Genomic DNA, 22,815 nt, shown 5'->3' on the forward strand with positions numbered 1-22,815 from the left:
AGCATGGGCACGCTCACTGAATCCTTCGACACGTTGCCTCATTGGCTGCATCGACAGGCGCTGGAGCACGGTACGGACGTCGCCCTGCGCCACAAGCACCTGGGCGTCTGGCAGGTGCGGACCTGGCGGCAGCTGGCCGATGAGGTGCAGCGCCTGGCGAGTGCCCTGCAAGCTCGGGAATTCTCGGTCGGCGCGACCCTGACGATCATCAGTCGCCCGACACCACAGGCGATCGTGGCGGCGTTGGCGGCGCAATGGCTGGGTGGTACGGCGAGCCTGTTCGACCCGTTGGACGGAGTCGCGGGGCAGGTCGAACTGCTCGGCGATTTGCAGCCGGATTTTGTGCTGGCCGAGGGGTACGAAGAGTTGTCGCGTCTAGGCGCGGCGCAGGTGGCCCCCGGCGTGGTGATTTACCTGGACAAGCGCGGACTGTCAGGCTCGGTCGCGTTTGATCAGGCGCTGGATTACGCCACGTTGATCGAGGCGAGGATGCTCGATGAAGGCGTCCCGCTGGCACATGCGCAGCAAACGGCGTTCGTTTTCTATCGCCGGGGGCCACAAGCCATCGAGCAACAATGCATCAGCCACGCCGAGCTGTTGCAACACGGGCAGCAACTGGTACAGCGCGAAGGACTGCGACGGCAGGAAGAAGCATTGGCGGCGCGCGGTTTCGCCTCGGGCGACCAGGCGCGGTATCTGCTCGCGCCCTGGCTGATCGCCGGTTTTCGCTTGAACTTCCCGGAAAACCTGGCGACCCGTGACCGCGACCGACGTGAGTTGGGCCCGACGCTGGTGGCCGGCACCCCGGAAACCTACGACCGTCTGCACGGCTATGTGCTGGAGCGCCTGCCGGCACCGGGCGATGGGGCACGCAGACTGGTGGATTGGGCCCTGGCGGCACGTCCGGGGCCGTTGCGAAGGTTCATCGGTCATTGGCTGGTGCGCCGGCCTCTGCGCGACGTGCTTGGGTTTTCACGAATCCACGCACCGTTGCTTGTGGGTGATGCGCTAAAGCCTGAGACCCAGGCATTTTTTGACGCCCTGGGTATCAACGTCCGCCAGTGGGAGGGTGCGGCCCATTGGGAGGTGCCGACGATTTCGCAGGCGTCCACTACCAACGAACGGGACGAACGCCAATCAAAACGCGCCTGGAAGGAGGCGACCACATGACCCGAACGGCCGCCACGCAGCTCCTGGAGCTGGACAACATTTCGCTCTCATTCAAAGGCGTCAAAGCGATCACCGACATCAGCTTCAGCGTTGCCGCCGGCGAGATCTGCGCCTTGATCGGTCCCAACGGCGCCGGCAAGAGTTCATTGCTCAACATCATCAGCGGGGTCTACCAACCCCAGCAAGGGCGCATACGTTTCGACAATCGCGAGCGCCGCGGCATGCGCGCCCACGACGTGGCGGTGCGGGGCGTCGCCCGGACGTTCCAGAACATCGCGCTGTTCAAGGGCATGAGCGTGCTCGACAACGTGCTCACCGGGCGCAACCTCAAGCGTCGCAGTACCTGGATCGAGCAGGCGTTGCGTATCGGGCGGGCCGGTAAGGAGGACGACAGCCAGCGCGAAGCGGCCGAGCGGGTCATCGAGTTCTTGCGTTTGCAGCCGTGGCGCGACGCATGGGTGGGCACCTTGCCTTACGGTTTGCAGAAGCGCGTGGAGCTGGCCCGCGCCCTGGCGGCGGAGCCGCGGTTGTTGCTCCTCGACGAGCCCATGGCGGGCATGAACGCCGAGGAGAAACAGCTGATGAGCCGATTCATTGTCGACATCAACCGTGAGCTGGGCACTACGGTGGTGTTGATCGAGCACGACATCGGCGTGGTCATGGACATCAGCGACCACGTGGTGGTGCTCGATTACGGTCGCAAGATCGGCGACGGCGCCCCGGATGTGGTGCGGCAGAACCCCGAAGTCATTTCGGCTTACCTCGGCACCCGACACTGATTTTTGCAATTCGACGCCTTTCCGTCAGGAAGGGTCGGCAAGCTGCGCCCGCAAAACAGGAAACGCTATGGAATTTTTCTTTGAAGTATTGATTGGCGGGCTGCTGGCCGGGGTGATGTACGCCTTGGTGGCCATCGGTTTTGTGCTGATCTACAAGGCCTCCGGGGTGTTCAACTTCGCCCAGGGGGCGATGGTGCTGTTCTCGGCGCTGACCTTCGTCAGCCTGCTGGAGCGCGGCGTGCCGTTCTGGCTGGCGTTCCTCATCAGCCTGGCGGCGATGCTGCTGATCGCCGTGGCAGTGGAGCGTGTGGTGTTGCGCCCGTTGGTCAATCGATCGCCGATCACGCTGTTCATGGCCACCCTTGGGCTTTCCTATGTCATCGAAGGGTTCGCCCAGGCGCTGTGGGGTGCCCAGGTGCATGGCCTGGATCTGGGCATCAGTGATGAACCGTTGGAACTGGGCGGAATGCTGCTGTCGCAGTTCGATATTTTCGCCGCACTGACCGCCGCGTCACTGGTGGCGCTGCTGTCCTGGCTGTTCAACAAGACCCGCTTGGGCCTGGCGCTACGAGCCGTGGCGGATGACCCGCTGGCGGCGCTGGCCGTGGGTATTCGCTTGCAGCGGGTCTGGGTCGTGGTGTGGACGGTGGCGGGGTTCGTCGGGCTGGTCGCCGGCCTGCTCTGGGGCGCTCGCCTGGGGGTGCAGTTCTCGTTGTCGCTGGTGGTGCTCAAGGCCTTGCCGGTGTTGATCATCGGCGGGTTCACCTCGATCAGCGGGGCGATTGTCGGCGGGCTGATCATCGGCGCTTCGGAAAAATTGGCGGAGGTGTATCTCGGGCCGTTCATCGGCAGCGGCATTGAAAACTGGTTTCCCTACGCACTGGCGCTGCTGTTCCTGCTGGTGCGTCCGGCCGGGCTGTTTGGCGAACGCGCCATCGAACGGGTCTAGGAGAACAGCATGTTTTATCGAGAAGCAGGCCAGTTCAACACCCGTTATGCCGGAGACCGCCGGATCTTTGCCTTGCGCCAGGATCGCCACGGGCTGGCGGCGCTGTTGTTGGTTGCATTCGTCGTGGTGCCGTGGCTGGGCAATGACTACTGGCTCAGCGCGATATTGATTCCGTTTCTGGTGCTGTCCCTGGCCGGGTTGGGGCTCAATCTGCTCACCGGTTACGCCGGGCAGTTGTCCCTGGGTTCTGCGGCGTTCATGGCCGTGGGGGCGTTCGCCACCTACAACCTTGAAGTGCGTGTCGGCGGTTTGCCGTTGTTGTTCAGCATTGCCTTGGGCGGGCTGACGGCGGCGCTGGTGTCGCTCCTGTTCGGCCTGCCGAGCCTGCGCATCAAGGGCTTCTATCTGCTGGTGTCGACATTGGCGGCGCAGTTCTTCGTGACCTGGACGCTGACCCGTTTTGGCTGGTTTTCCAACAACAGCGCGTCGGGGGTGATCAGCGCGCCGCGCCTGGATATTTTCGGCGTGAACCTGGACGCGCCGGCCGGCCGTTATCTGCTGACCCTGACGGTGGTGGTGGCGCTGTTCTGGCTGGGCAAGAACCTGGTAAGCAGTGAATTGGGACGCCAGTGGATGGCCGTGCGCGACATGGACACGGCCGCGGCGGTGATCGGCATTCCCCTGGCGAAAACCAAGCTGCTGGCCTTTGCCATCAGCGGCTTTTACCTCGGCGTGGCCGGCGCGCTCTGGGCCTTCGCCTATCTGGGCACCGTCGAACCCCATGGCTTCGATCTCAATCGCTCATTCCAGATCCTGTTCATCATCATTATCGGCGGGCTCGGCAGCTTGCTGGGCAACTTCCTCGGGGCGGCCTTCATCGTGCTGTTTCCGGTGCTGCTTTCCAACCTGGTGTCGCTGCTGCCCGGCGGGCTGATCGATGCCGGCCAGGTGGAAAACCTGCAAAAAATGTTTTTCGGCGCGCTGATCATCCTGTTCCTGATCAAGGAACCGGAGGGCCTTGCGCGCCTCTGGCAACGACTTCGCCAGCGTGCGCGGCTGTGGCCGCTGCGCTACTGACCAGCGCCACCGTTGACTTCTCTATGGCTCCATAACAAGGAAAATCCGATGTTCAAACGATCAATCGCCAGCGCCCTCGCACTGGCCCTGAGCCTCACCGCCGCCGCGTTCACCGTGCAGGCGGACAACGAGCAATATTTCCCGCTGCAAAGCTATCGCGTCGGTCCCTATGCGGCCGGCGGCACGGGGTTTTTTGGCGGGTTCATCGACTACCTCAAGTACGTCAACGCCAACGGCGGCGTGAACGGGGTGAGGCTGACCTGGAGCGAATGCGAAACCGAGTACGTGGTAGAGAAGGGCGTCGAGTGCTACGAGCGCCTGAAGAAAGGTTTGAATGGCGCACCGGCGGCTGCGACCAACCCGCTGTCAGTGGGCATTGCCTACGCCACGCTGGAGCGCTCCACCGCCGACAAACTGCCGCTGATCACCATCAACCACGGCCGCACCGACTCCACCGATGGCAGCGTATTTCCCTATGTCTTCCCGCTGCAATTGAACCCGTATTCCGAAGTGTCGGCGATCATCAACTACATCGGCCAGCGCGCCGGTGGGCTGGACAAGCTCAAGGGCCTGAAGATCGCCACCCTGTACCACGGCTCGCCGTACGGCAAGGAAACCAACGAGGTGTTGCAGACCCTGGCGGATAAATACGGTTTTGCGCTGACCTTGCTCGAAGTGCCGCATCCGGGCAACGAGCAACAGTCGCAGTGGCTGAATATCCGACGGGAAAAACCCGACTGGGTAATACTGCGCGGCTGGGGCGTGATGAACCCGGTGGCGCTGAAAACCGCGCAGAAAGTCGGGTTCCCGGCCGATCACATCATCGGCAACATCTGGAGCAACTCCGAGGATGACGCCGCGCCGGCCGGTGCCGCGGCCAAGGGTTTCATCGCCATCACCACGCACCCGTCAGGCACCGGTTTCCCGGTGCTGCAAGGCATCAAGAAGGACGTGGTCGACGCCGGCCATGGCGACCTGGCTGATCCCAAGCGTTTCGGCACGGTGTATTACAACCTCGGCGTGGTCAACGGCATCCTCAACGTCGAGGCGCTGCGCATTGCCCAGCAGAAGTTCGGCCAGCAACCGTTGACCGGCGAGCAGGTGCGCTGGGGCTTCGAGAATCTCAAGCTCGATGATGCACGTCTCCAGGAGCTGGGGGCGCTGGGGTTGGTGCAGCCGTTGCAATTGTCCTGCTCGGACCACGAGGGCGGCGGCGCGGTGCGCTTCCAGCAGTGGGACGGCACGCAGTGGAAGCTGATCAGTGACTGGGTGCAGGCCGACCGCGCGTTGCTGCGGCCGATCATCGAAGCGTCTTCGCAGCAATACGCCAAGGAAAAAGGCATCACGCCGCGCGATTGCAGCAAGGAATCCTGACGACTTGGGTCGCTTTTGCGAAAGCCGCCCGGCGTGGTGATGGCGTTTCGTCCAGACAGCGAACCCGTGGCGAGGGAGCTTGCTCCCGCTGGGGCGTATAGCGCCCCCAATGCAGCTGATTGAGTGGATCTGACATCACAGCGACAGGTTGGGGCTGCTTCGCAGCCCAGCGGGAGCAAGCTCCCTCGCCACAGGTGAACGTTGGCTCAGGTTGAAAGGTTCACCACTCGACCATCCCGCGTACTCAGTGCCCCACGGCGTCGGTTGACCACCAACTCACCGATCCGGATCAGCAGGCTGCGGGTGACGTTGCGGCTCAGGCCCAGCAGGCTTGCGGTGTGGACCTGGTTACAACTGGCGTAGCGGTAGGCGGTGCGCAGCAGGGCCGCTTCGACTTTTTCATAGACATCGCCGTGCGCTTGCTCAAGCAGTTGCCCGAAGGCCTTTTCCAGCAGTGCCTCGGTGGTTTGCGGCGTGTTGTCCTGGGACGCGTCCTGGCGCTCGATGCGAAAGTTCGAAAGGTGCAGGTCCTGCACGCCGATCACCTTGTTACGGCAGATCAGCAAGGTGTGATGGATGACGTTTTCCAGTTCGCGAATATTTCCTGGCCACGAGTAGTCGAGTAGTTTGCGCTGGGCCTGGGCATCCAGCGTCACCTCGCCATGACCGAGCCGGCGGCTGTACTCGGCGATGAAATGGCGAATCAGCGGCAGGATGTCGCCGGGACGCTCGCGTAACGGCTTGAGCACCAGGCTGACCACACTCAGTCGGTAATACAGGTCTTCGCGAAAATGCCCGGCGTTGATGGCTTTTTCCAGTTGCACGTTGGTGGCCGCCAGCACCCGCACATTGATTCTGATGGGCTTGCGCGAGCCGAGGCGGACCACTTCGCGCTCTTGTAGAACGCGCAGAAGCTTGACCTGGATCGGCAAGGGCAGGTCACCGATTTCATCGAGGAACAGCGTGCCGCCGTCGGCTTCTTCGAACCACCCGGCCTTGGCGGTCAAGGCGCCGGTGAACGCGCCTTTTTCATGGCCGAACAACTCGGCCTCCACCAGCGTCTCGGAAAACGCCCCGCAGTTCACCGCCACGAACGGTTTGTCGCGTCGAGCACTGAGGTTATGGACGTGGCGGGCGACCAGCTCCTTGCCAGTACCGGTCTGGCCAATGATCAACACGCTGGCGTCACTGGGCGCGACTTGCTGCAAGTGCGTCAGCAGTGCCTGGGAGCTGGGATCGGCGAACACTTGGGCCGTGGCGCGGATCGAGGTAGCCAGGCCGGGGGAGGGAGGAAGCGTAAGAAGCTGCATGACGGTGGCCCGTTTATGAGAGTGCGGTGATGATTGGGTGAGGACCAACGCTCCTTGGTGGTATCACCGTGCGAAGCCATTGGGCTTAAGGCTTAATCTAAATGATCTAAAAAAAATAAAACAAATAACATAGAGTTATATGCTTAAGGCGATGGGCCGCCTTCGTCGTCAGCCGCAGAGCCTTACGCAGGACCGGGTTTGGCGAGATCAGGCAAAAAGGCGGCGCTCATAGGTAACTAACTCGGGAGTGTAGGCGGGTAACGTGGCTCAACTTTACTGCAGAGCCCAATTCGCGAGGGACGGATCAGACATCCAGGGTGTGCCGCTTTGAGGAGGAGCGAAACCAGCAGCACCGAAGGTCCCTCGACACGCCTCAATGTCGACAAGAGAATAAAAAACCATGACCAGCCCGAGCTTCAAGGATTCGAACGGCCACTTGGCGCAGGGCTTCAAGCCTCGTCACGTCACCATGCTTTCAATCGCCGGGATCATCGGCGCCGGCCTGTTTGTCGGCTCAGGCCATGCGATCGCCGCTGCCGGTCCGGCCGTCATGTTGGCCTATCTTTTTTCCGGTCTGCTGGTGGTGCTCGTCATGCGCATGCTTGGCGAAATGGCGGTAGCCCGGCCAGACACCGGCTCGTTCTCCACCTACGCCGACCAGGCGATCGGGCGCTGGGCAGGCTTCACCATCGGTTGGCTGTACTGGTGGTTCTGGGTGCTGGTGATTCCCATCGAGGCGCTCGCCGCGGGTCATGTACTCAACCAGTGGTTTCCCTCCGTTGATGCCTGGCTGTTTGCCTCGGTGTCGATCATCGCCCTGGCCGTGACCAATCTGTTCAGCGTGTCCAAATACGGCGAGTTCGAGTTCTGGTTCGCCATGGCCAAGGTGATCGCGATCATCGGTTTCATCTCCCTGGGATTCGCCGTGCTGATGGGCTGGATTCCCGAGCGCGAAGCCAGCGGCTTGAGTCGCTTGATGGAGGAGCATGGCGGGTTCGCGCCCAATGGCTTGTCCGCCGTGGTCGGGGCATTCATCACCATCATGTTCAGTTTCATTGGCACGGAGGCGGTAACGATTGCCGCCGCCGAATCCAGCAACCCGGCACAGAACATCGCCAAGGCCACGCGCTCGGTGATCTGGCGCATCGGCGTGTTTTATCTGCTGTCGATCTTCGTGGTGATTTCCGTGGTGCCCTGGAACGATCCGCTCCTGGCCTCGGTGGGCTCCTACCAGCGGGCACTGGAGTTGATGAACATTCCCCACGCCAAATTCATGGTGGACGTGGTGGTATTGATTGCCGTAGCCAGTTGCATGAACTCCTCTATCTACATTGCTTCACGCATGCTCTATTCCCTCGGCCGGCGTGGTGATGCGCCGAGGGCGGTGGAAGTGACTTCGTCCGCTGGCGTGCCCCGGGCAGCGGTGATAGCCAGTACGGTACTGGGCTTGGGCATCACCGTGTTCAGCTACTTCATGCCGGCCGGGTTGTTCCAGTTCCTGCTCGCCAGCTCCGGCGCCATCGCCTTGCTGGTGTACCTGGCGATCGCCGTGTCCCAGTTGCGTATGCGTCGCAAGCTGCTTCGCCAAGGCGTCGAGCTGGGCTTTCGCATGTGGCTGTTTCCCTGGCTCACCTGGGCGGTGATCGTGTTCATCTGCGCGGCCCTGGCGGTGATGATGGTGACTCCCGAGCACCGCAGCGAAGTGAGCACCACCCTAGGCCTGGCCTTGGTCATTTCCTTTGTCGGCCTGGTGACTTCGCGGCAATCGCCGCAGCCTGAAGAGGCGGTTTCCCTCGGCTAGCGTCCCTAGACTCTCGGCCTAAGACATTCCCGTGGCGAGGGAGCTTGCTCCCGCTGGGCTGCGCAGCAGCCCCTTCCTTTACTGATCCCTAAAAACCCAAACTCCCTCCAGCAACTAACCCTTGCTTACGTTGTCAGTACTTGGCGCCCGTAGCGCCGACGTTCGCCACCGATGGCGACAATGTCAGCTACATGGCGCTTTTTTTCTGACGCCTCAAGGCAAATAGCTCGCAATGGATTGCGCCGGGACCGTTTATTCCTTTTGCGGGTTGATTCTCTATGGGTTTTTTTCTTGATCCTCGGCATGACATCGACGCCGCTTTGTTGAGTTATCGCCGGGTATTCTGGTCCCTGGCCCTCTTCAGCGGCGTGATCAATCTGCTGGTGCTGGTGCCATCGCTGTACATGATGCAGGTCTACGATCGGGTCCTCACCAGTCGCAACGAAACCACGCTGTTCATGCTCACCTTGATCGCTCTCGGGCTGTTCATGTTCAGCGCGTTGATCGAGTGGGTGCGTGGCGAAGTGATGATCCGCATGAGCGCCGGGCTGGACGATGCCTTGGGCGAGCGGATTTTCGATGCAGCGTTCGCCCGCAGCCTGCGCGAGCACAACGCCAACCCGGCGCAGGTGCTGAGTGACCTGGCCACCTTGCGCCAACTGATTACCGGCCAGGGGCTGATCGCCTTGCTCGATGCACCGTGGTTGCCGATTTTCCTGCTGGTGGCGTTCATCATCCACCCCTGGTTCGGCGTGCTGACCCTGATCCTCGCAGCGTTGCTGGTCGGCCTGGCACTGTGGGGCGAGCTGGCGACCCGCACGCGCCTGGGTGAGGCCAATCGGCTGGGCGTGCAATCGTCGATCTACGTCAACAGCACCCTGCAGAATGCCGAGGTCATCCAGGCCCTGGGCATGCTCGGGCCGCTGCGCCAGCGCTGGAGCCTGCTGCAGCAACGGATCATCGCGGCGCAGGCGCATGCCAGTGATCGCGGTGCGCGTATCACCTCGGCGACCCGTTTCGTGCGGATTTCCGGCCAGTCCCTGGCCTTGGGGCTGGGGGCGCTGCTGGTACTCGAAGGGCAATTGTCGGCGGGCATGATGATTGCCATGTCGTTGTTGCTGGGGCGTGCCCTGGCGCCGGTGGAAATCGCCATTGGTTCGTGGAAGCAATTCAACGCCGGTCGCCAGAGTTACCAACGTCTGAGCCAGCTGCTCGCGCAACATCCTCGCGATCGCCTGCGTATGCCATTGCCACCGCCAACGGGCGCGGTGCGCCTGGAGCAACTCTACGTGGGGCCACCCGGCGCGACGCAGCCGCTCCTGCGCGGCATCAATTTCAGCCTGGACAAGGGCGAGGTACTGGCGGTGGTCGGGCCCAGCGCCAGCGGCAAATCGACCCTGGCTCGGGCATTGGTTGGCGTGTGGCCGGCCATGGGTGGCTCGGTGCGGCTGGACGATGCCGAGATCAGCCAGTGGTCCCATGACGCCTTGGGCCCGTACCTCGGTTATCTACCCCAGGACATCGAACTGTTCGATGGCAGTGTCGCCGACAATATCGCCCGTTTCGGCGAGCAGGACGCCGACAAGATCATCGCCGCCAGTCGTCACGCGGGCATTCACGAAATGATCCTGCGATTCCCCAAGGGCTACGACACGCCGCTGGGTCCCGGCGGGCTTGGCCTGTCCGGCGGACAGAAGCAACGCCTGGGCCTGGCCCGTGCGCTTTATGGCAGCCCTTCGCTGATCGTCCTCGACGAGCCCAATTCCAACCTCGACGAAGCCGGCGAACTCGCGCTGGTGCAGGCCATCGGCGTGCTCAAGGGCGCCGGCAGCACGGTGGTGTTGATCACTCACCGGCCCAACGTGTTAGCGGTGGTTGATCACATCCTGGTGCTGAAGGACGGTACCCAGCAGGCGTTTGGCCCGCGCGATCGGGTGCTCAAGGCGCTGATGCCAGGCCCGAGGCCGACGGCCGTGCGGGAGGCGGGTAAAGATGCGTGATTTGAAACCGGCGACTCCGGCCCACGGCGACCACGGCTTGAGCGTGCTCAGCAGCAACACGCTGCCCAACGCCAGTACCGATGCCGGCGGCGCGGCGCGCTACGGCGTGGTCTTCCTGGCCCTGACCTTGGGCGGTTTCCTGCTTTGGGCGTGCCTGGCGCCGCTCGACCAGGGTGTGGTCGGCAGCGGCACGGTGGTGGTGGCGGGCGAGCGCAAGGCGGTGCAATCGCTGGTGGGCGGGGTCGTGGAAAAGCTGCTGGTCAGCGACGGCGACCGCGTCAGCCAGGGCCAGTTGCTGGTGCAGCTCAACACGGTGCAGGCCCAAGCGCAGTTGGACGTGACCCTGGGCAAGCTGCTCAATGACCGCAGCATCGAGGCGCGCTTGATGGCCGAGCGCCTCGGCGCCGATGAAATCCAGTGGCCGGCGCAATTGCTGGAGCGCGCCGAGGAGCCGCGCGTCAAGGCGGCCATGGCGCTGCAGAAGCAACTGTTCCTGACGCGCCGTGCCGAACTGGGCAGCCGCCTGCAGATCATCGAACATGAAGTCGGCGCCTTGCAGCAACAGTTGCAGGGCTATGAAGGGGTCAAGCGCAACTACGACGCGCAGATGCGTTTTCAGCAGCAAGAGCTTGAAGGTTTGCGCGAGCTGGCCCGGGAAGGCTACGTGCCGCGCAACAAACTCTTCGAGGCCGAGCGCAACGCGGCGCAACTGGCCGGGCAGATCGCTTCCGGCATTGGCGATGTCGGCCGCACGCGCCAGGCAATCAACGAAAGCCGGCTCAAGGCCTTGCAGGCGCAGCAGGAATTCCGGCGCGATGCCGAAACCCAACTCAGCGAGGTCTCGGCCGAGGCCGCCGGTTATGCCGATCAGATCCGCGCCTTGCAGTTTGAAGTGGATAACGGGGCGATCCGCGCGCCGGTGGCGGGGCAGGTCATGGACGTGTCGATCCATACGGTCGGCGGGGTCGCCCAGGCTGGGCAGACGCTGATGCAGGTGGTGCCGCTGGATGCGCCGATGGCGATCACCGCGCGTTTTGATCCGCTGATGGCCAACAAGCTCAGCCCGGGGCTGCCGGTGCACGTGCATTTTACTGCGTTGCAACGGGTGGACACGCCGACGGTGACCGGCACGATCACCACCGTGTCGGCGGACCAGTTGATCGACCAGCAGACCCACCAGCCGTACTTCTCCGCCAAGGTCGAGATTCCCGCCGACACGGTCGTTTCGCTGCAGGGCGCCGGGCTGCTGGTGCGCCCCGGCATGCTTGCCGATGTCACCGTGGTGACCGGCGAGCGGACCTTGATGAACTACCTGATGAAACCTTTGCGCGAACGCTTGCTGGCGGCCTTCAAAGAGGAATGAGCATGACCGACCGTTGCCGTTATGGCGTCCGTGTGCTGTTGAGCCTGTGCACCAGTTGGGCGGTGATCGGCCCCGTCTGGGCGGCGGAGGGCGGGCTGAGCCTGATCGCCGCTTACGATGCCTCGCGCCTCAACGATCCGACCTTGCAGGCAGCGACCCACGCCTACGATGCGTCGCGGCAGGAGGAGGCGATCGGCCGTGGCGGTCTTTATCCGCAAGTGTCGCTGTCGTCGCGTTATGGCTATGGCGGGCGTACCGATGGCGGCGACGACAGCAGTTACGTCAACAGCAACGATTACCAGGCGAACAGTGTGACCCTGGCGGCGCAGCAGGCGCTGTATGACAAGGGGCGTTGGGCGGCTTATCAGGAAGGCAAGGCGCGGGGGGCGCTGGGTAGCCAGCAATTCGACGTGGCCGGCCAGACCCTGTTCGATCGGGTCGCCAAGGGCTATTTCGACGTGGCCCGGGCCGAGAACGAACTCAAGCTGATCGCCCAGCAGAAAACCGCTATCAGTGGCTTGGTCCTCCAGAGCAAAAAGCTCTATGAGGGCGGCCAGGGGGCGATCACCGACATCGACGAGGCCCAGGCCCGGCTCGATCTGGTCGAGGCTCAGGAAACCGAAGCCCAGGCCCGCCGCGTGGCTGCGCTGCGAGCACTGTCGGGGCGGGCCAGCGTGCCGATCGACGACATCCAGGCGATGCGCGAAGAACTCCCCGCCGGCAGCCCGATCCCGCCGGAGCAGGATCTGCCGTATTGGACAACCATTGCCCGTGAGGCCAGTCCGGAGCTGGCGGCGCGGTTGGCGGCGGTAAAAGTCGCCGAGGCCCAGGCCGACAGCCAGCGCGCCGGGCATTATCCGACGTTGTCGCTCACTACTCAGTTGACCCGTCGGGAAACCCGCCAGTACCAGGAGCTTGACCCGCGCCAGGACACTTACTACGTCGGGGTGCAGCTGGATATCCCGTTGTATCGCGGCGGCGCGGTGCGTGCATCGGTGGCCAAGGCCGAGGCCCAGCTGGCCGGGGCCCAGTCCGATTACGATGTGCAGCGTCAGGAACTGGCCGAGGCTATCGAAACCGACTACCTGGGCGTGGTAGCGGGCTTCGCCAAGAGCAAGGCGATGCTACGGGCGGTGGAATCCAACCAGCGGGCGCTGACGTCGACCGAGAAGGGTTTCCAGGGCGGCGTGCGCTCGACGGTCGACATCCTCGATGCTCAGCAACGCCTGTTCCAGGCACGCCGCGACCTGCTCGATACCAAGCTGGACATGCTCGAAAGTTATGTAAGCCTGCACACCCACACCGGCCAGATGAACCGCGCAGTGCTGGAACAGGTGCAAAGCCTGTTCTAAGGAACCGGCCGAGCCGCATCGCTTCTGTGGCGAGGGAGCTTGCTCCCGCTGGGGTGCGAAGCGCCCCCAAAGCCAATCACCGCGCTGTGTCAGGCTGGACCCCATCAACCTTTTTGGGGCTGCTGCGCACCCCAGCGGGAGCAAGCTCCCTCGCCACGGATGTATTGGCAAGCGCCGTGTGGGAGCGAGCCTGCTCGCGATGACGGCAGTACATTCAACGCCGTTCAGCCTGGCACACCGCTTTCGCGAGCAGGCTCGCTCCCACAAGGGGCACTGCCCTGGGGCCCAATGCCTCCTGCCCACAAGGATTTGCTTCATCAGTGCTGTTGTGGCGAGGGAGCTTGCTCCCTCGCCACGGAAGCACCGTGTGGGAGCGAGCCTGCTCGCGATGACGGCAGTACATTCAATGTCGTTCAGCCTGGCACACCGCTTTCGCGAGCAGGCTCGCTCCCACAAGGGGCACTGCCCTGGGGCCCAATGCCTCCTGCCCACAAGGATTTGCTTCATCAGTGCTGTTGTGGCGAGGGAGCTTGCTCCCGCTGGGGTGCGAAGCGCCCCCAAAGCCAATCACCGCGCTGTGTCAGGCTGGACCCCATCAACCTTTTTGGGGCTGCTGCGCACCCCAGCGGGAGCAAGCTCCCTCGCCACGGATGTATTGGCATGCACCGTGTGGGAGCGAGCCTGCTCGCGATGACGGCAGTACATTCAATGTCGTTCAGCCTGGCACACCGCTTTCGCGAGCAGGCTCGCTCCCACAAGGGGCACTGCCCTGGGGCCCAATGCCTCCTGCCCACAAGGATTTGCTTCATCAGTGCTGTTGTGGCGAGGGAGCTTGCTCCCGCTGGGCTGCGCAGCAGCCCCCTCGTTCGCTCAGGCGGTGAAGTCGCTGGCGTGCAGCTCCTTGACGCCCACCAGATCGAACTCGAACTCGGCGGTGGCGTCGGCATTGATGCTGCCGTAGAGGATGCCATCGACAAAACGCAGCTGGCCGGTGGCGTTGGTGGCGTCGAAGGCGTTGCTGCCGATGAAGGTAAAGGCATCGATGCTGGCGGTCAGCGGGTTGGCGTCCAGGCCGGTGAAGTCCAGTTTATCCAGCTCAGCCGTCTTGAAGCCGTTGATCACATCCCGCGCGGCGCCGACGCCCATGTCCGACAGCGCAGTAAACGCGTAGGTATCCGCGCCAGTGCCGCCGGTGAGGTTATCAGTGCCGGCGCCGCCGATCAGCCGGTCATCGCCCGAGCCGCCCACCAGTGTGTCATTGCCGGCACCGCCGTTGAGGATGTTCCCGGCGCTGTTGCCTGACAGCGTATCCGCGTAGGCACTGCCCGTCAGGTTCTCGATGAACTTCAGCGTGTCGAGCCCGGAACCCACGGTGTTCTGTTGCGCGGACGTCGACAGGTTCACGGTCACCCCGGCCAGGGCCCGGTCGTAGGAGACAGTGTCGTTACCATCGCGTCCGTCCAGGATGTTGTCGCCCGTACCTGCGAACAGCGTGTTGTTCAGCGCATTACCGATCCCGTTGGCGGCCCCGGCGCTGTCGACGTACAGATTCTCCACGTTGTTGCCCAAGGTGTAGGTAGCGAGGCTGCTGTGGACGCCGTCGATGCCGCCGGACACCGGGTTGCTGCTGGTCTCGATCACGGTATCGCTGGCGTTGTCGACGTAGTAGGTGTCGTTACCGTCGCCGCCGCTCATGCTGTCCGCTCCCACTGCGCCATCGAGCACGTTCTTGGCGGCATTACCGGTGATGAAGTTGCGCCGTTCGTTACCGGTGCCGTCGATGTCCGACACGCCGGTCAGCACCAGGTTTTCCAGGTTGGCGCCCAGGGTCCAACTGACCGAGGCCTGTACCGTATCGATCTGCGAAGTCGAGGTGTTGGTTTCCACCACGCTGTCGAACGCGTTGTCGACGACGTAGATGTCGTTACCATCGCCGCCGGTCAACGAGTCGGCACCCAGGTCACCGTCCAGTATGTCGTTGCCGGAGCTGCCCACCAGGGTGTCGGCCTGGTCGGTGCCGGAAATCTTCCCGCCCTCGTTCTGCGCGCCGTCGAAAATGTCCTGCACACTGTTGTTGTCGTTGGGGTTGCCCTGGAAGCCAAGGTCATTGGCGATGTAGTCCGCCAGGCGCTGGCCGACGATTTCCGCTGACTCCTCGTGCAGGTGCCAGACATCGTCGGGATACACCAACGGATCGACTTCATAACGCAAGGGCAGGTCGTTGTAGTCCACCGCCAGTTTCACATCGGCGCGCTCGGCGGCGATGGCTTCCTGGACGGCGCGGACGTAGCCCACACCCTCGACGATGGAAGCAATCTTTTCCTCCGAGTAACCACGGGCGCGCGCGGCGTCCTGCTCGTAGTGACCGGTTTCCATCAGGTACACGTTGAAATTGCCGAGTTGGGCGTGCAGGTAATCGAAGACCTTCAGCGTCGACGCCTTGTAGGCCGCCGCAGCCGCTGCCTTGTCGGTGGAGCGGGCGATTTCCTGGGCGGCTTCCTCGCCCTGGCCCCAGATGATCCCCATGGTCACGTTGTCGATGGCCTTGAGTTCCGTGAGCTGGTCGCGCAACAACGTCACGGCGCGCAGCAATGCCGGCCCGGGTTGGTTGGTGTCGGTCAGCCACCAGCACAACTTCAGCTCCTCGGCGCCGAGGGTCGACAAGCCGTTGACCGTGCTGCCACCCACTGCGATGTCAATGCCGTTGCCGTCGGCGTCGCTGAACTGGCTGCGCACGTCATAGGTGGTGTACTTGTTCAGGTCATTGACCAGCATCGAGGTGCCGGACTGATCGTCATCCTCGCTCATGCGCAGCAGGCGTGCGTTGGATTGGCCGAGCGTCGGCAGATATAGGATGTCCTGCTGGGCGCGTTCACCAAAGACGAAATCACTGGCGGTCAGGGTGTTGAGGTAGTTGCCGTTCAGGGCGATCTCGAAACGGTTGCCATCGGCATCAGCCTGGCTGGACTTGACATAGGTCTTGTCGCCGGCCGCATTCAACGTCATGTAGAGCGTGCCGTTGCTACCGTCGCCGAGGCCGAGGAAACCCAGCCCGGAGACGTCGATCTTGTCGACGCCGACGGTGAAGTCATAAATCGTGTCCGTGGCCGTGACGCCACCGGTGTCGTAGTCCCGGTAGCTGTCGGACAGGTTGCTGTAGCGGAACGTGTCAGCGCCGGCGTCGCCATACAGCGAGTCCCTTCCGGCGCCACCGTCGATGATGTCGGCACCGGTCCCAGCCTTGATGGTGTCGTTGCCACCCAGGCCGAGGATCAGGTCGGCGCCTGCCGTACCGTTGAGGCTTTCGGCATTGGCCGTGCCGGTGATGGTGTTGGCGGGCGCATCGGCGACCACCAGGGCAAAGCTGTCGCTGACCGATGCGCCGGACGGATCGGTGGCCTTGACCAGCACGTCGTAGTTGCCGGATGCAGTGCTGGTGGGCGTGCCGCTGAAAGTCAGCGTGCTGGCGTTAAAGCTCAGCCATGAGGGCAGGGCGCTGCCATTGGCCAGGGTCGCGGTGTAGGTCAGCACGTCCTGGTTGGCGTCGCTGAAGCTGTTGTTGGCCACCGTGTAGCTGAACGGCGTGCTTTCGCTGGCGTTCTGGTCGAGTAGCGGAGTGACTACCACCGGCGCCACGTTGGTCGGGGTGTTCTGGTCGGCGAAGACAAAGTGATTGGCGGTCAGGCTGCTGACGAAATTTCCCGCCAAGGAGATTTCAAAGCGGTTGCCGTTGGCATCGACCGTGAGGTCCTTCAGGTACGTGCGGTTGGTTGACGAGCTGTAACTGACTTGCAGCGTCCCGTTGAGCCCGTTGCCCAGGCCGGTGTAGCCCAGCGCCGCGACATCGATCTTGTCGGCGGCCACGTCGAAATCGAGGATCTGGTCACTGGCGCTGGTGGAACCGGTGCGGTAGCTGTCGAGCTTGGAGGTGTAGCGAAACACATCGGCGCCCGTGCCTCCGGTGAGTTTGTCCACGCCCGTGCCGCCCACCAGGATGTCGTTGCCCGCTGCGCCATTGAGGGTGTCGTTGCCCGCGCCACCGAAAATCTGTTCGTTGGCGACGGTGCCGGTCAACGTGTCGTTGTTCGGCGTGCCGTTGATTACCACCGAGCCGGGCACGTCCTGCACCGCCAGGGTAAAGCTGTCACTGACGGTCGCGTTGCTGCCGTCGGTCGCGGTGACGCGGATCGAGTAAGTGCCCGATGCCGTGTCGGGTGGCGTGCCGCTGAAGGTGCGCGTGGCGGCATCGAACGTCAGCCAGCTGGGCAGGGCGCTGCCATCGGCCAGCTTGGCGGTGTAGCTGAGGCTGTCATTGTCCGGATCGGTGAAACTGGTGGCCGGCACCACGTAGCTGAAGGGCGTCTTTTCACTGGCGTTCTGGTCCAGCAATGGCGTGGCCAGCACCGGTGCCTGGTTGGTCGGCGATGTTGTCGCGAAGACGAAGTTGGCGCTGGTCAGGGTGTTGAGGTAATTGCCGTCCAGTGCCACTTCGAAGCGGTTGCCGTTGGCATCGGCCTCCAGGGATTTGATGTAGGTCTTGGTGCCGGCGCTGTTGAGCACCAGGTAGACGGTATTGTTCTTGCCGTCGCCCAGGCCGGTGAAGCCCATGGCGGAGAGATCGATCTTGTCGGCAGCGATGTTGAAGTCGGTGATCAAATCGCCCAGGTTGGCGCCACCGGTGTTGTAGTTGCGGTAGCTGTCCAGCCGGTTGGCGAACACGAAGGTGTCCGCCCCGGCGCCGCCCGTGAGGGTGTCCATGCCGGCGCCACCGTCGAGCTTGTCGTCGCCCGCGCCACCGCTGAGGCTGTCGTTGCCGGCCAGGCCGAGCAAGGTATCGGCGGCGTCGCTGCCCAACAATGAGTCGCTGCCGGTGGTGCCTGTGATGACCCGATTGAAGATGAAGTTGCTCGCGGTCAGGGTGCTCGCCAGGTTGCCCGAGAGAATCAGTTCGAAGCGATTGCCGCTGGCATCGGCGTCGTAGTCCTTGATATAGGTGCGGTCGCTGCTGGCGTTGTAGCTGACTTGCAGGGTGCCGCCGCGACCGTTACCCAGGCCGGTGAAGCCGAGGCCGGCAAGATCGATCTTGTCCTGGGTCACGTCGAAATCGGTGATGGTGTCGTCGAAGCTTGCCGTTGCATTGCGATAGCTGTCGGACTGGCTGGTGAAGCGGAACGTATCGGCGCCCGTGCCACCGGTGAGTTTGTCGACGCCCGCGCCGCCCACCAGGATATCGCTCCCGGCCGCGCCATTGATGGTGTCGTTGCCGGCCGCGCCGTAGAAAATTTCGCTGGCGGCGGTGCCCGTGAGGACGTCGTTGCCCGCCGTGCCTTGCACGGTGGTCATCGGCACGGTGGCGCTGACATAGCTGCCATCGCCATAGACCAGCGTTGCGCCCTTGCTGGTGTGGCTGATGGTGTTGGCGATGATCGCGTTGCGATCGGTGCCGTCTTCGTTGCGCTCGGCGACGCCGTAGGTAGACAGGTTGCTGCCACTGATGACGTTGCCCTGGATCAGGTTGTCGCTGCCGTTGAAGTACTTGCCGGACACACCGAGGGTATCGTCGTAGGACTGGATGATGATTTCCGGCACCGCGCCGCCCAACGAGTTGTTGTTGAGGGTGTTGTCGATGACCTCGACATGGTTGCTGCCGTAGATGCGGATCCCGGCGCTGGCGTTATCATGGATATCGACGCCGGTGACGGTCACGTCGCTGGACAGCTTGACCAGCACGCCTTCGGCGCCGTTGCCGTAGACCTCGCCACCGGTGATGGTGATGTTGCTGGGAGAGGGAATATCTTCGCTGCCGCGCTGCACCACGATGCCGTTGCCGCCGTTGTTGTAGGCGACGTTGTTGGTCATGGTGAAATCGTGGGTGCTGGTGACGACGTTGAAACCGTGGCGGTCGTTGTCATAGGCAATATTGTTTTCGAAGGTGCTGTCGCTGAGGAAGTCGGCGACGAAGCCATCCAGGCCGTTGCCGTGGGACACGCTGTTCTTGATGACCATGTTGACGGTCTGCTCATGCGGGTCGAAGCCGTACCCGGAGCAGTCCTTGATCTCGACGCTGTCGAGGGTGACGTTGGAGTCGTAGCCTTCCTCGCCGGGAATATAACCGTTGAACCAGCCATCCACCTTGCCGGTGGTGGCATCGCGGTTACCGTCGATGGTGAGGTTGCTGACGCCGAAGTCGTGGGTTTCCTCGCCATAGGCCGAGCGGATGATGCCGGTGATCTTGGTGTCCGATCCGTCGGCCAGCTTGACCGTGGTGTCGCCCATGCCGTCGCCGTACAGGTAGACGTTGCTTTTGAGCATCAGGCAGCCATCGGAGGGTTCCTCGCCTCCCGAAACGATGTAGGTGCCGGTGGGCATGTACACCTGGCCACCGCCTGCGGCCGCTGCCGCATCGATCGCGCTTTGAATGGCCGCCGTGTCGTCGGTGACGCCATCTCCTTTGGCGCCAAAATCTTGTACGTTGAAAATCATGGACTTATCTCCGTATCAGGCTAAAAACCTAAGTGACTGCCAATATTCCATCGGCGACCACCGTGTTATGACCCAGCGGAGCGAAAAAGTTGTGACCGCATATCGGCGAAGTGTCAAAAAACTGATAGACGGTTGTGTGGGTTGTCGATGTGTAACGTTTCATTGACGCTTTTTGGTGCGAACGATGTTCCCTGTGGGAGCGAGCCTGCTCGCGAAAACGCTATTCCAGGCCCTTCGATGCAAGCTGACACACCGCTTTCGCGAGCAGGCTCGCTCCCACAGGGTGATGAGGCGCTAGCTGCGCCATGTGAAGAGTGCTTTCGTGGCGAGGGAGCTTGCTCCCGCTCGGTGGCGCAGCCGCCGCAAACCAGGCGCTGCGGTGTGCCTGGCGAAATGAAGTGATTGCCTGTGGGGCTGCTTTGCAGCCCAGCGGGAGCAAGCTCCCTCGCCACGGTTCATCGTGCGGGTTGCAAAGCTCGTTTCAGGAACGGCGCGGTACGGCTTTCGTCACAGTCCGCAACGACCTCTGGCGCACCGCACACCACCACGTTCCCGCCCTGTGTCCCGGCTCCCGGGCCGATGTCGATGACCCAGTCGCTCTGCGCCACCACGCGCATGTCGTGTTCCACCACAACCACCGTATGGCCTTCATCCACCAGGCGATTCAACTGCACCAGCAGGCGATCCACGTCCTGGGGGTGCAGACCGTTGGTAGGCTCATCCAATACATAAAGGGTCGCGCCCCGAGCCTTGCGTTGCAGCTCGGTGGCCAGCTTGATCCGCTGCGCCTCGCCTCCGGACAGCTCGGTGGCCGGTTGGCCAAGGCGCAGATAACCCAGGCCGATGTCTTGCAAGACTTGCAACGAGCGCCTGGCCGACGCTTGTTCGGCGAACACTTCTAGAGCCTGGTTCACCGTCAGTTGCAGCACTTGGGAAATGTCCAGCCCCTGCCAGGTCACGTCCAGGGTCTGCGGGTTGTAGCGGGCCCCATGACAGGTCGGGCAGGGCGCATACACGCTGGGCATGAACAACAGCTCGACGCTGACGAAGCCTTCGCCTTCACAGGTTTCACAACGACCCTTGGCGACGTTGAAGGAAAACCGTCCGGCATCGAATCCCAGCGCCTGCGCCTGTTCGGTGGCGGCGAAGAGTTTGCGTACGTGGTCGAACAGCCCCGTGTAGGTGGCGAGGTTGGAGCGCGGCGTGCGGCCGATGGGTTTCTGGTCGACCTGCACCAGTCGCTTGATTGCGTCGAGCCCGGCGCTGACCCGGCCGCCACTGGTTTGCACCGGTTCGTCTTCCAGGCTCTGCTCCTCGGCTTCCGCGTTGGGGCTGGCCTGGCCCAGATGGGCACCGACCAGGTCCAGCATGGCCTGGCTGACCAGGCTGGACTTGCCCGACCCGGAAATGCCGGTCACCGCCGTGAAGCAACCGAGTGGAAACGCTGCGCTCAGGTTGTCGAGGTTGTTGCGGGTGATGCCTTCCAGGCGCAGCCAATCCTCGGGTTCGCGGGGGATGCGCGCAGTGGCGCGGTCTTCGCCGAACAGGTAGGCGCGGGTCCGGGACTCGGGCACTTGACCGAGGCCATCGGGTGGTCCGCTGTAGAGGACCTTGCCGCCTTGCTCACCGGCGTCCGGGCCGACGTCGATCAGCCAGTCGGCGCGACGCATGGTGTCGAGGTCGTGTTCGACCACGAACACGGAATTGCCTGCGGCCTTCAGGCGTTGCAAGGCGCCGAACAGCGCCTCGCTGTCGGCCGGGTGCAGGCCGGCGGAAGGTTCGTCCAGGACATAGATGACCCCGAACAGCTGGGAATTGAGCTGGGTGGCCAGGCGCAGGCGCTGCAATTCGCCGGAGGACAGCGTCGGCGTGCTGCGCTCCAGGGCCAGGTAGCCAAGGCCCAGGTCGATCAGCGTGACGATCCGCTCCAACAATTCGGCGGCGATGCGTTGGGCCGCCAGGCGCTTTTCCAGGGACCGGTTCGGCGTGTGGCGCGCATCCGGCCCGCCGGCGTGCGGGTTGTCGCCGCGGGCGGCGCGTTGCTCGCGGGCCTCTCGGGTCTGGCTGTGGGTGAGCACATCGCCCGGCTCTTCGGGTTGCTCCAGATAGTCAGGGGCCGCGACGGTCTTGAGCACTTCGGCCAGTTCCAGCAGCGTCAGGTTGGACAACTGCGCTATGTCCAGGCCCGCGAAGGTGACGGTCAATGCCTGACGCTTGAGGCGCTTGCCTTCGCACATCGGGCAGGGGCTGGCGCGCATGTATTGCGCCACGCGCTTGCGCATCTGCGCGCTTTGCGAATGCATGAAGGTGTGCAACAGATAGCGTCGGGCCCCGCTGAAGGTGCCTTGATAGCTGGGTTCGAGCTTGCGCTTGAGCGCTTCGCGGGTCTGGGCTGGGGTCAGCCCTGCATATACCGGGACGGTGGGGGTCTCTTCGGTAAACAGAATCCAGTCGCGCTGCTTTTTCGGCAGGTCGCGCCAGGGAACGTCGACGTCATAACCCAGGGTCACCAGGATGTCGCGAAGGTTCTGGCCTTGCCAGGCCATGGGCCAGGCCGCCACGGCGCGTTCGCGGATGGTCGGCGACGGATCGGGGACCATGGACGCCTCGGTCACCTCATGGACCCGTCCCAGCCCGTGGCACTCCGGGCAGGCGCCCTGCGGGGTGTTGGGCGAGAAGTCCTCGGCGTACAGCATCGGCTGGTCCGCCGGGTAGCTGCCGGCGCGGGAGTAGAGCATGCGGATCAGGCTCGACAGCGTGGTGACGCTGCCCACCGAGGAACGTGCGCTGGGCGTGCCGCGTTGCTGTTGCAAGGCAACCGCCGGCGGCAAGCCCTCGATGCTGTCCACGTCCGGCACGCCCACCTGGTCGATCAAACGCCGCGCGTACGGCGCGACCGACTCGAAATAGCGGCGCTGGGCTTCGGCATAAACCGTGGAGAAGGCCAGCGATGACTTGCCGGAACCCGACACGCCGGTGAACACCACCAGGGCATCGCGGGGGATGTCCACGTCGACGTTCTTGAGGTTGTGTTCGCGGGCGCCACGCACCCGGACGAAACCGGTACCCGCGGGCAAGGCAGCAGTTGAAGCGGGGGCGGAGCGTGGCGGCATCGGGTATTCCTTGAGTATGTCGTGGTGCGCTTCGGGGCGTTGTG

12 protein-coding genes are annotated in these 22,815 nt (G+C 63.3%); 9 read left to right on the top strand and 3 right to left on the bottom strand.

Annotated features, from left to right (window positions below):
* The first annotated feature begins 3 nt into the window (after positions 1-3).
* The 5 genes from J3P97_RS12350 to J3P97_RS12370 all read left to right on the top strand — a co-directional run bounded on the left by J3P97_RS12350 (position 4) and on the right by J3P97_RS12370 (position 5,349).
* The gene (locus J3P97_RS12350; protein ID WP_434674301.1) at positions 4-1,170 is read left to right on the top strand and encodes an AMP-binding protein; all 1,167 of its coding nucleotides are present in this window, start codon (positions 4-6) and stop codon (positions 1,168-1,170) included.
* A complete protein-coding gene (locus tag J3P97_RS12355) occupies positions 1,167-1,949 on the top strand; it encodes an ABC transporter ATP-binding protein (protein WP_434674302.1) in 783 nt (260 codons plus the stop codon). The genes J3P97_RS12350 and J3P97_RS12355 overlap by 4 nt, the downstream gene beginning before the upstream one ends.
* 67 nt (positions 1,950-2,016) lie before the next feature.
* Positions 2,017-2,898, top strand: a complete 882-nt coding sequence (locus tag J3P97_RS12360; RefSeq protein WP_434674303.1) for a branched-chain amino acid ABC transporter permease — start codon at positions 2,017-2,019, stop codon at positions 2,896-2,898.
* Positions 2,899-2,907: 9 nt separating this feature from the next.
* Complete coding sequence (locus J3P97_RS12365) at positions 2,908-3,975, top strand: branched-chain amino acid ABC transporter permease (protein ID WP_434674304.1); 1,068 nt, start codon at positions 2,908-2,910, stop codon at positions 3,973-3,975.
* Between the two features lie 48 nt (positions 3,976-4,023).
* On the top strand, positions 4,024-5,349 hold the full coding sequence (locus J3P97_RS12370; RefSeq protein ID WP_434674305.1) for an ABC transporter substrate-binding protein: 1,326 nt from the start codon (positions 4,024-4,026) through the stop codon (positions 5,347-5,349).
* A gap of 206 nt (positions 5,350-5,555) precedes the next feature.
* Here J3P97_RS12370 and J3P97_RS12375 read toward each other — a convergent pair whose 3' ends face one another.
* A complete protein-coding gene (locus J3P97_RS12375) occupies positions 5,556-6,659 on the bottom strand; it encodes a sigma-54 interaction domain-containing protein (protein ID WP_434674306.1) in 1,104 nt (367 codons plus the stop codon).
* Positions 6,660-7,059: 400 nt separating this feature from the next.
* Here J3P97_RS12375 and gabP point away from each other — a divergent pair, with 400 nt between their 5' ends.
* The 4 genes from gabP (at position 7,060) to J3P97_RS12395 (ending at position 13,175) form a co-directional block, all read left to right on the top strand.
* On the top strand, positions 7,060-8,460 hold the full coding sequence (gene gabP / locus J3P97_RS12380) for a GABA permease (protein WP_434568616.1): 1,401 nt from the start codon (positions 7,060-7,062) through the stop codon (positions 8,458-8,460).
* A gap of 278 nt (positions 8,461-8,738) precedes the next feature.
* Positions 8,739-10,460 carry a type I secretion system permease/ATPase gene (locus J3P97_RS12385; RefSeq protein ID WP_434674307.1) on the top strand — a complete coding sequence of 574 codons (1,722 nt, stop codon included), beginning with the start codon at positions 8,739-8,741 and terminating at the stop codon, positions 10,458-10,460.
* Complete coding sequence (locus J3P97_RS12390) at positions 10,453-11,823, top strand: HlyD family type I secretion periplasmic adaptor subunit (protein WP_305494847.1); 1,371 nt, start codon at positions 10,453-10,455, stop codon at positions 11,821-11,823. Before J3P97_RS12385 ends, J3P97_RS12390 begins: the two co-directional genes overlap by 8 nt.
* A gap of 2 nt (positions 11,824-11,825) precedes the next feature.
* On the top strand, positions 11,826-13,175 hold the full coding sequence (locus J3P97_RS12395) for a TolC family outer membrane protein (RefSeq protein ID WP_434568613.1): 1,350 nt from the start codon (positions 11,826-11,828) through the stop codon (positions 13,173-13,175).
* Between the two features lie 870 nt (positions 13,176-14,045).
* Here J3P97_RS12395 and J3P97_RS12400 read toward each other — a convergent pair.
* On the bottom strand, positions 14,046-19,658 hold the full coding sequence (locus tag J3P97_RS12400) for a putative Ig domain-containing protein (RefSeq protein ID WP_434674308.1): 5,613 nt from the start codon (positions 19,656-19,658) through the stop codon (positions 14,046-14,048).
* Between the two features lie 455 nt (positions 19,659-20,113).
* Entirely contained in the window at positions 20,114-22,771 is a 2,658-nt protein-coding gene (locus J3P97_RS12405) for an excinuclease ABC subunit A (protein WP_434674309.1), read from the bottom strand.
* Between the last annotated feature and the right edge of the window lie 44 nt (positions 22,772-22,815).

It is taken from the genome of Pseudomonas sp. R1-15, from assembly GCF_051132085.1.
GTDB lineage: Bacteria > Pseudomonadota > Gammaproteobacteria > Pseudomonadales > Pseudomonadaceae > Aquipseudomonas.

What these genes read in the sequence shown, in the direction of transcription:
- J3P97_RS12350 (WP_434674301.1), top strand. Translation starts at nt 4, where the DNA reads ATGGGCACGCTCACTGAATCCTTCGACACGTTGCCTCATTGGCTGCAT.
- J3P97_RS12355 (WP_434674302.1), top strand. Translation starts at nt 1,167, where the DNA reads ATGACCCGAACGGCCGCCACGCAGCTCCTGGAGCTGGACAACATTTCG.
- J3P97_RS12360 (WP_434674303.1), top strand. Translation starts at nt 2,017, where the DNA reads ATGGAATTTTTCTTTGAAGTATTGATTGGCGGGCTGCTGGCCGGGGTG.
- J3P97_RS12365 (WP_434674304.1), top strand. Translation starts at nt 2,908, where the DNA reads ATGTTTTATCGAGAAGCAGGCCAGTTCAACACCCGTTATGCCGGAGAC.
- J3P97_RS12370 (WP_434674305.1), top strand. Translation starts at nt 4,024, where the DNA reads ATGTTCAAACGATCAATCGCCAGCGCCCTCGCACTGGCCCTGAGCCTC.
- J3P97_RS12375 (WP_434674306.1), bottom strand. Translation starts at nt 6,659, where the DNA reads ATGCAGCTTCTTACGCTTCCTCCCTCCCCCGGCCTGGCTACCTCGATC.
- gabP (WP_434568616.1), top strand. Translation starts at nt 7,060, where the DNA reads ATGACCAGCCCGAGCTTCAAGGATTCGAACGGCCACTTGGCGCAGGGC.
- J3P97_RS12385 (WP_434674307.1), top strand. Translation starts at nt 8,739, where the DNA reads ATGGGTTTTTTTCTTGATCCTCGGCATGACATCGACGCCGCTTTGTTG.
- J3P97_RS12390 (WP_305494847.1), top strand. Translation starts at nt 10,453, where the DNA reads ATGCGTGATTTGAAACCGGCGACTCCGGCCCACGGCGACCACGGCTTG.
- J3P97_RS12395 (WP_434568613.1), top strand. Translation starts at nt 11,826, where the DNA reads ATGACCGACCGTTGCCGTTATGGCGTCCGTGTGCTGTTGAGCCTGTGC.
- J3P97_RS12400 (WP_434674308.1), bottom strand. Translation starts at nt 19,658, where the DNA reads ATGATTTTCAACGTACAAGATTTTGGCGCCAAAGGAGATGGCGTCACC.
- J3P97_RS12405 (WP_434674309.1), bottom strand. Translation starts at nt 22,771, where the DNA reads ATGCCGCCACGCTCCGCCCCCGCTTCAACTGCTGCCTTGCCCGCGGGT.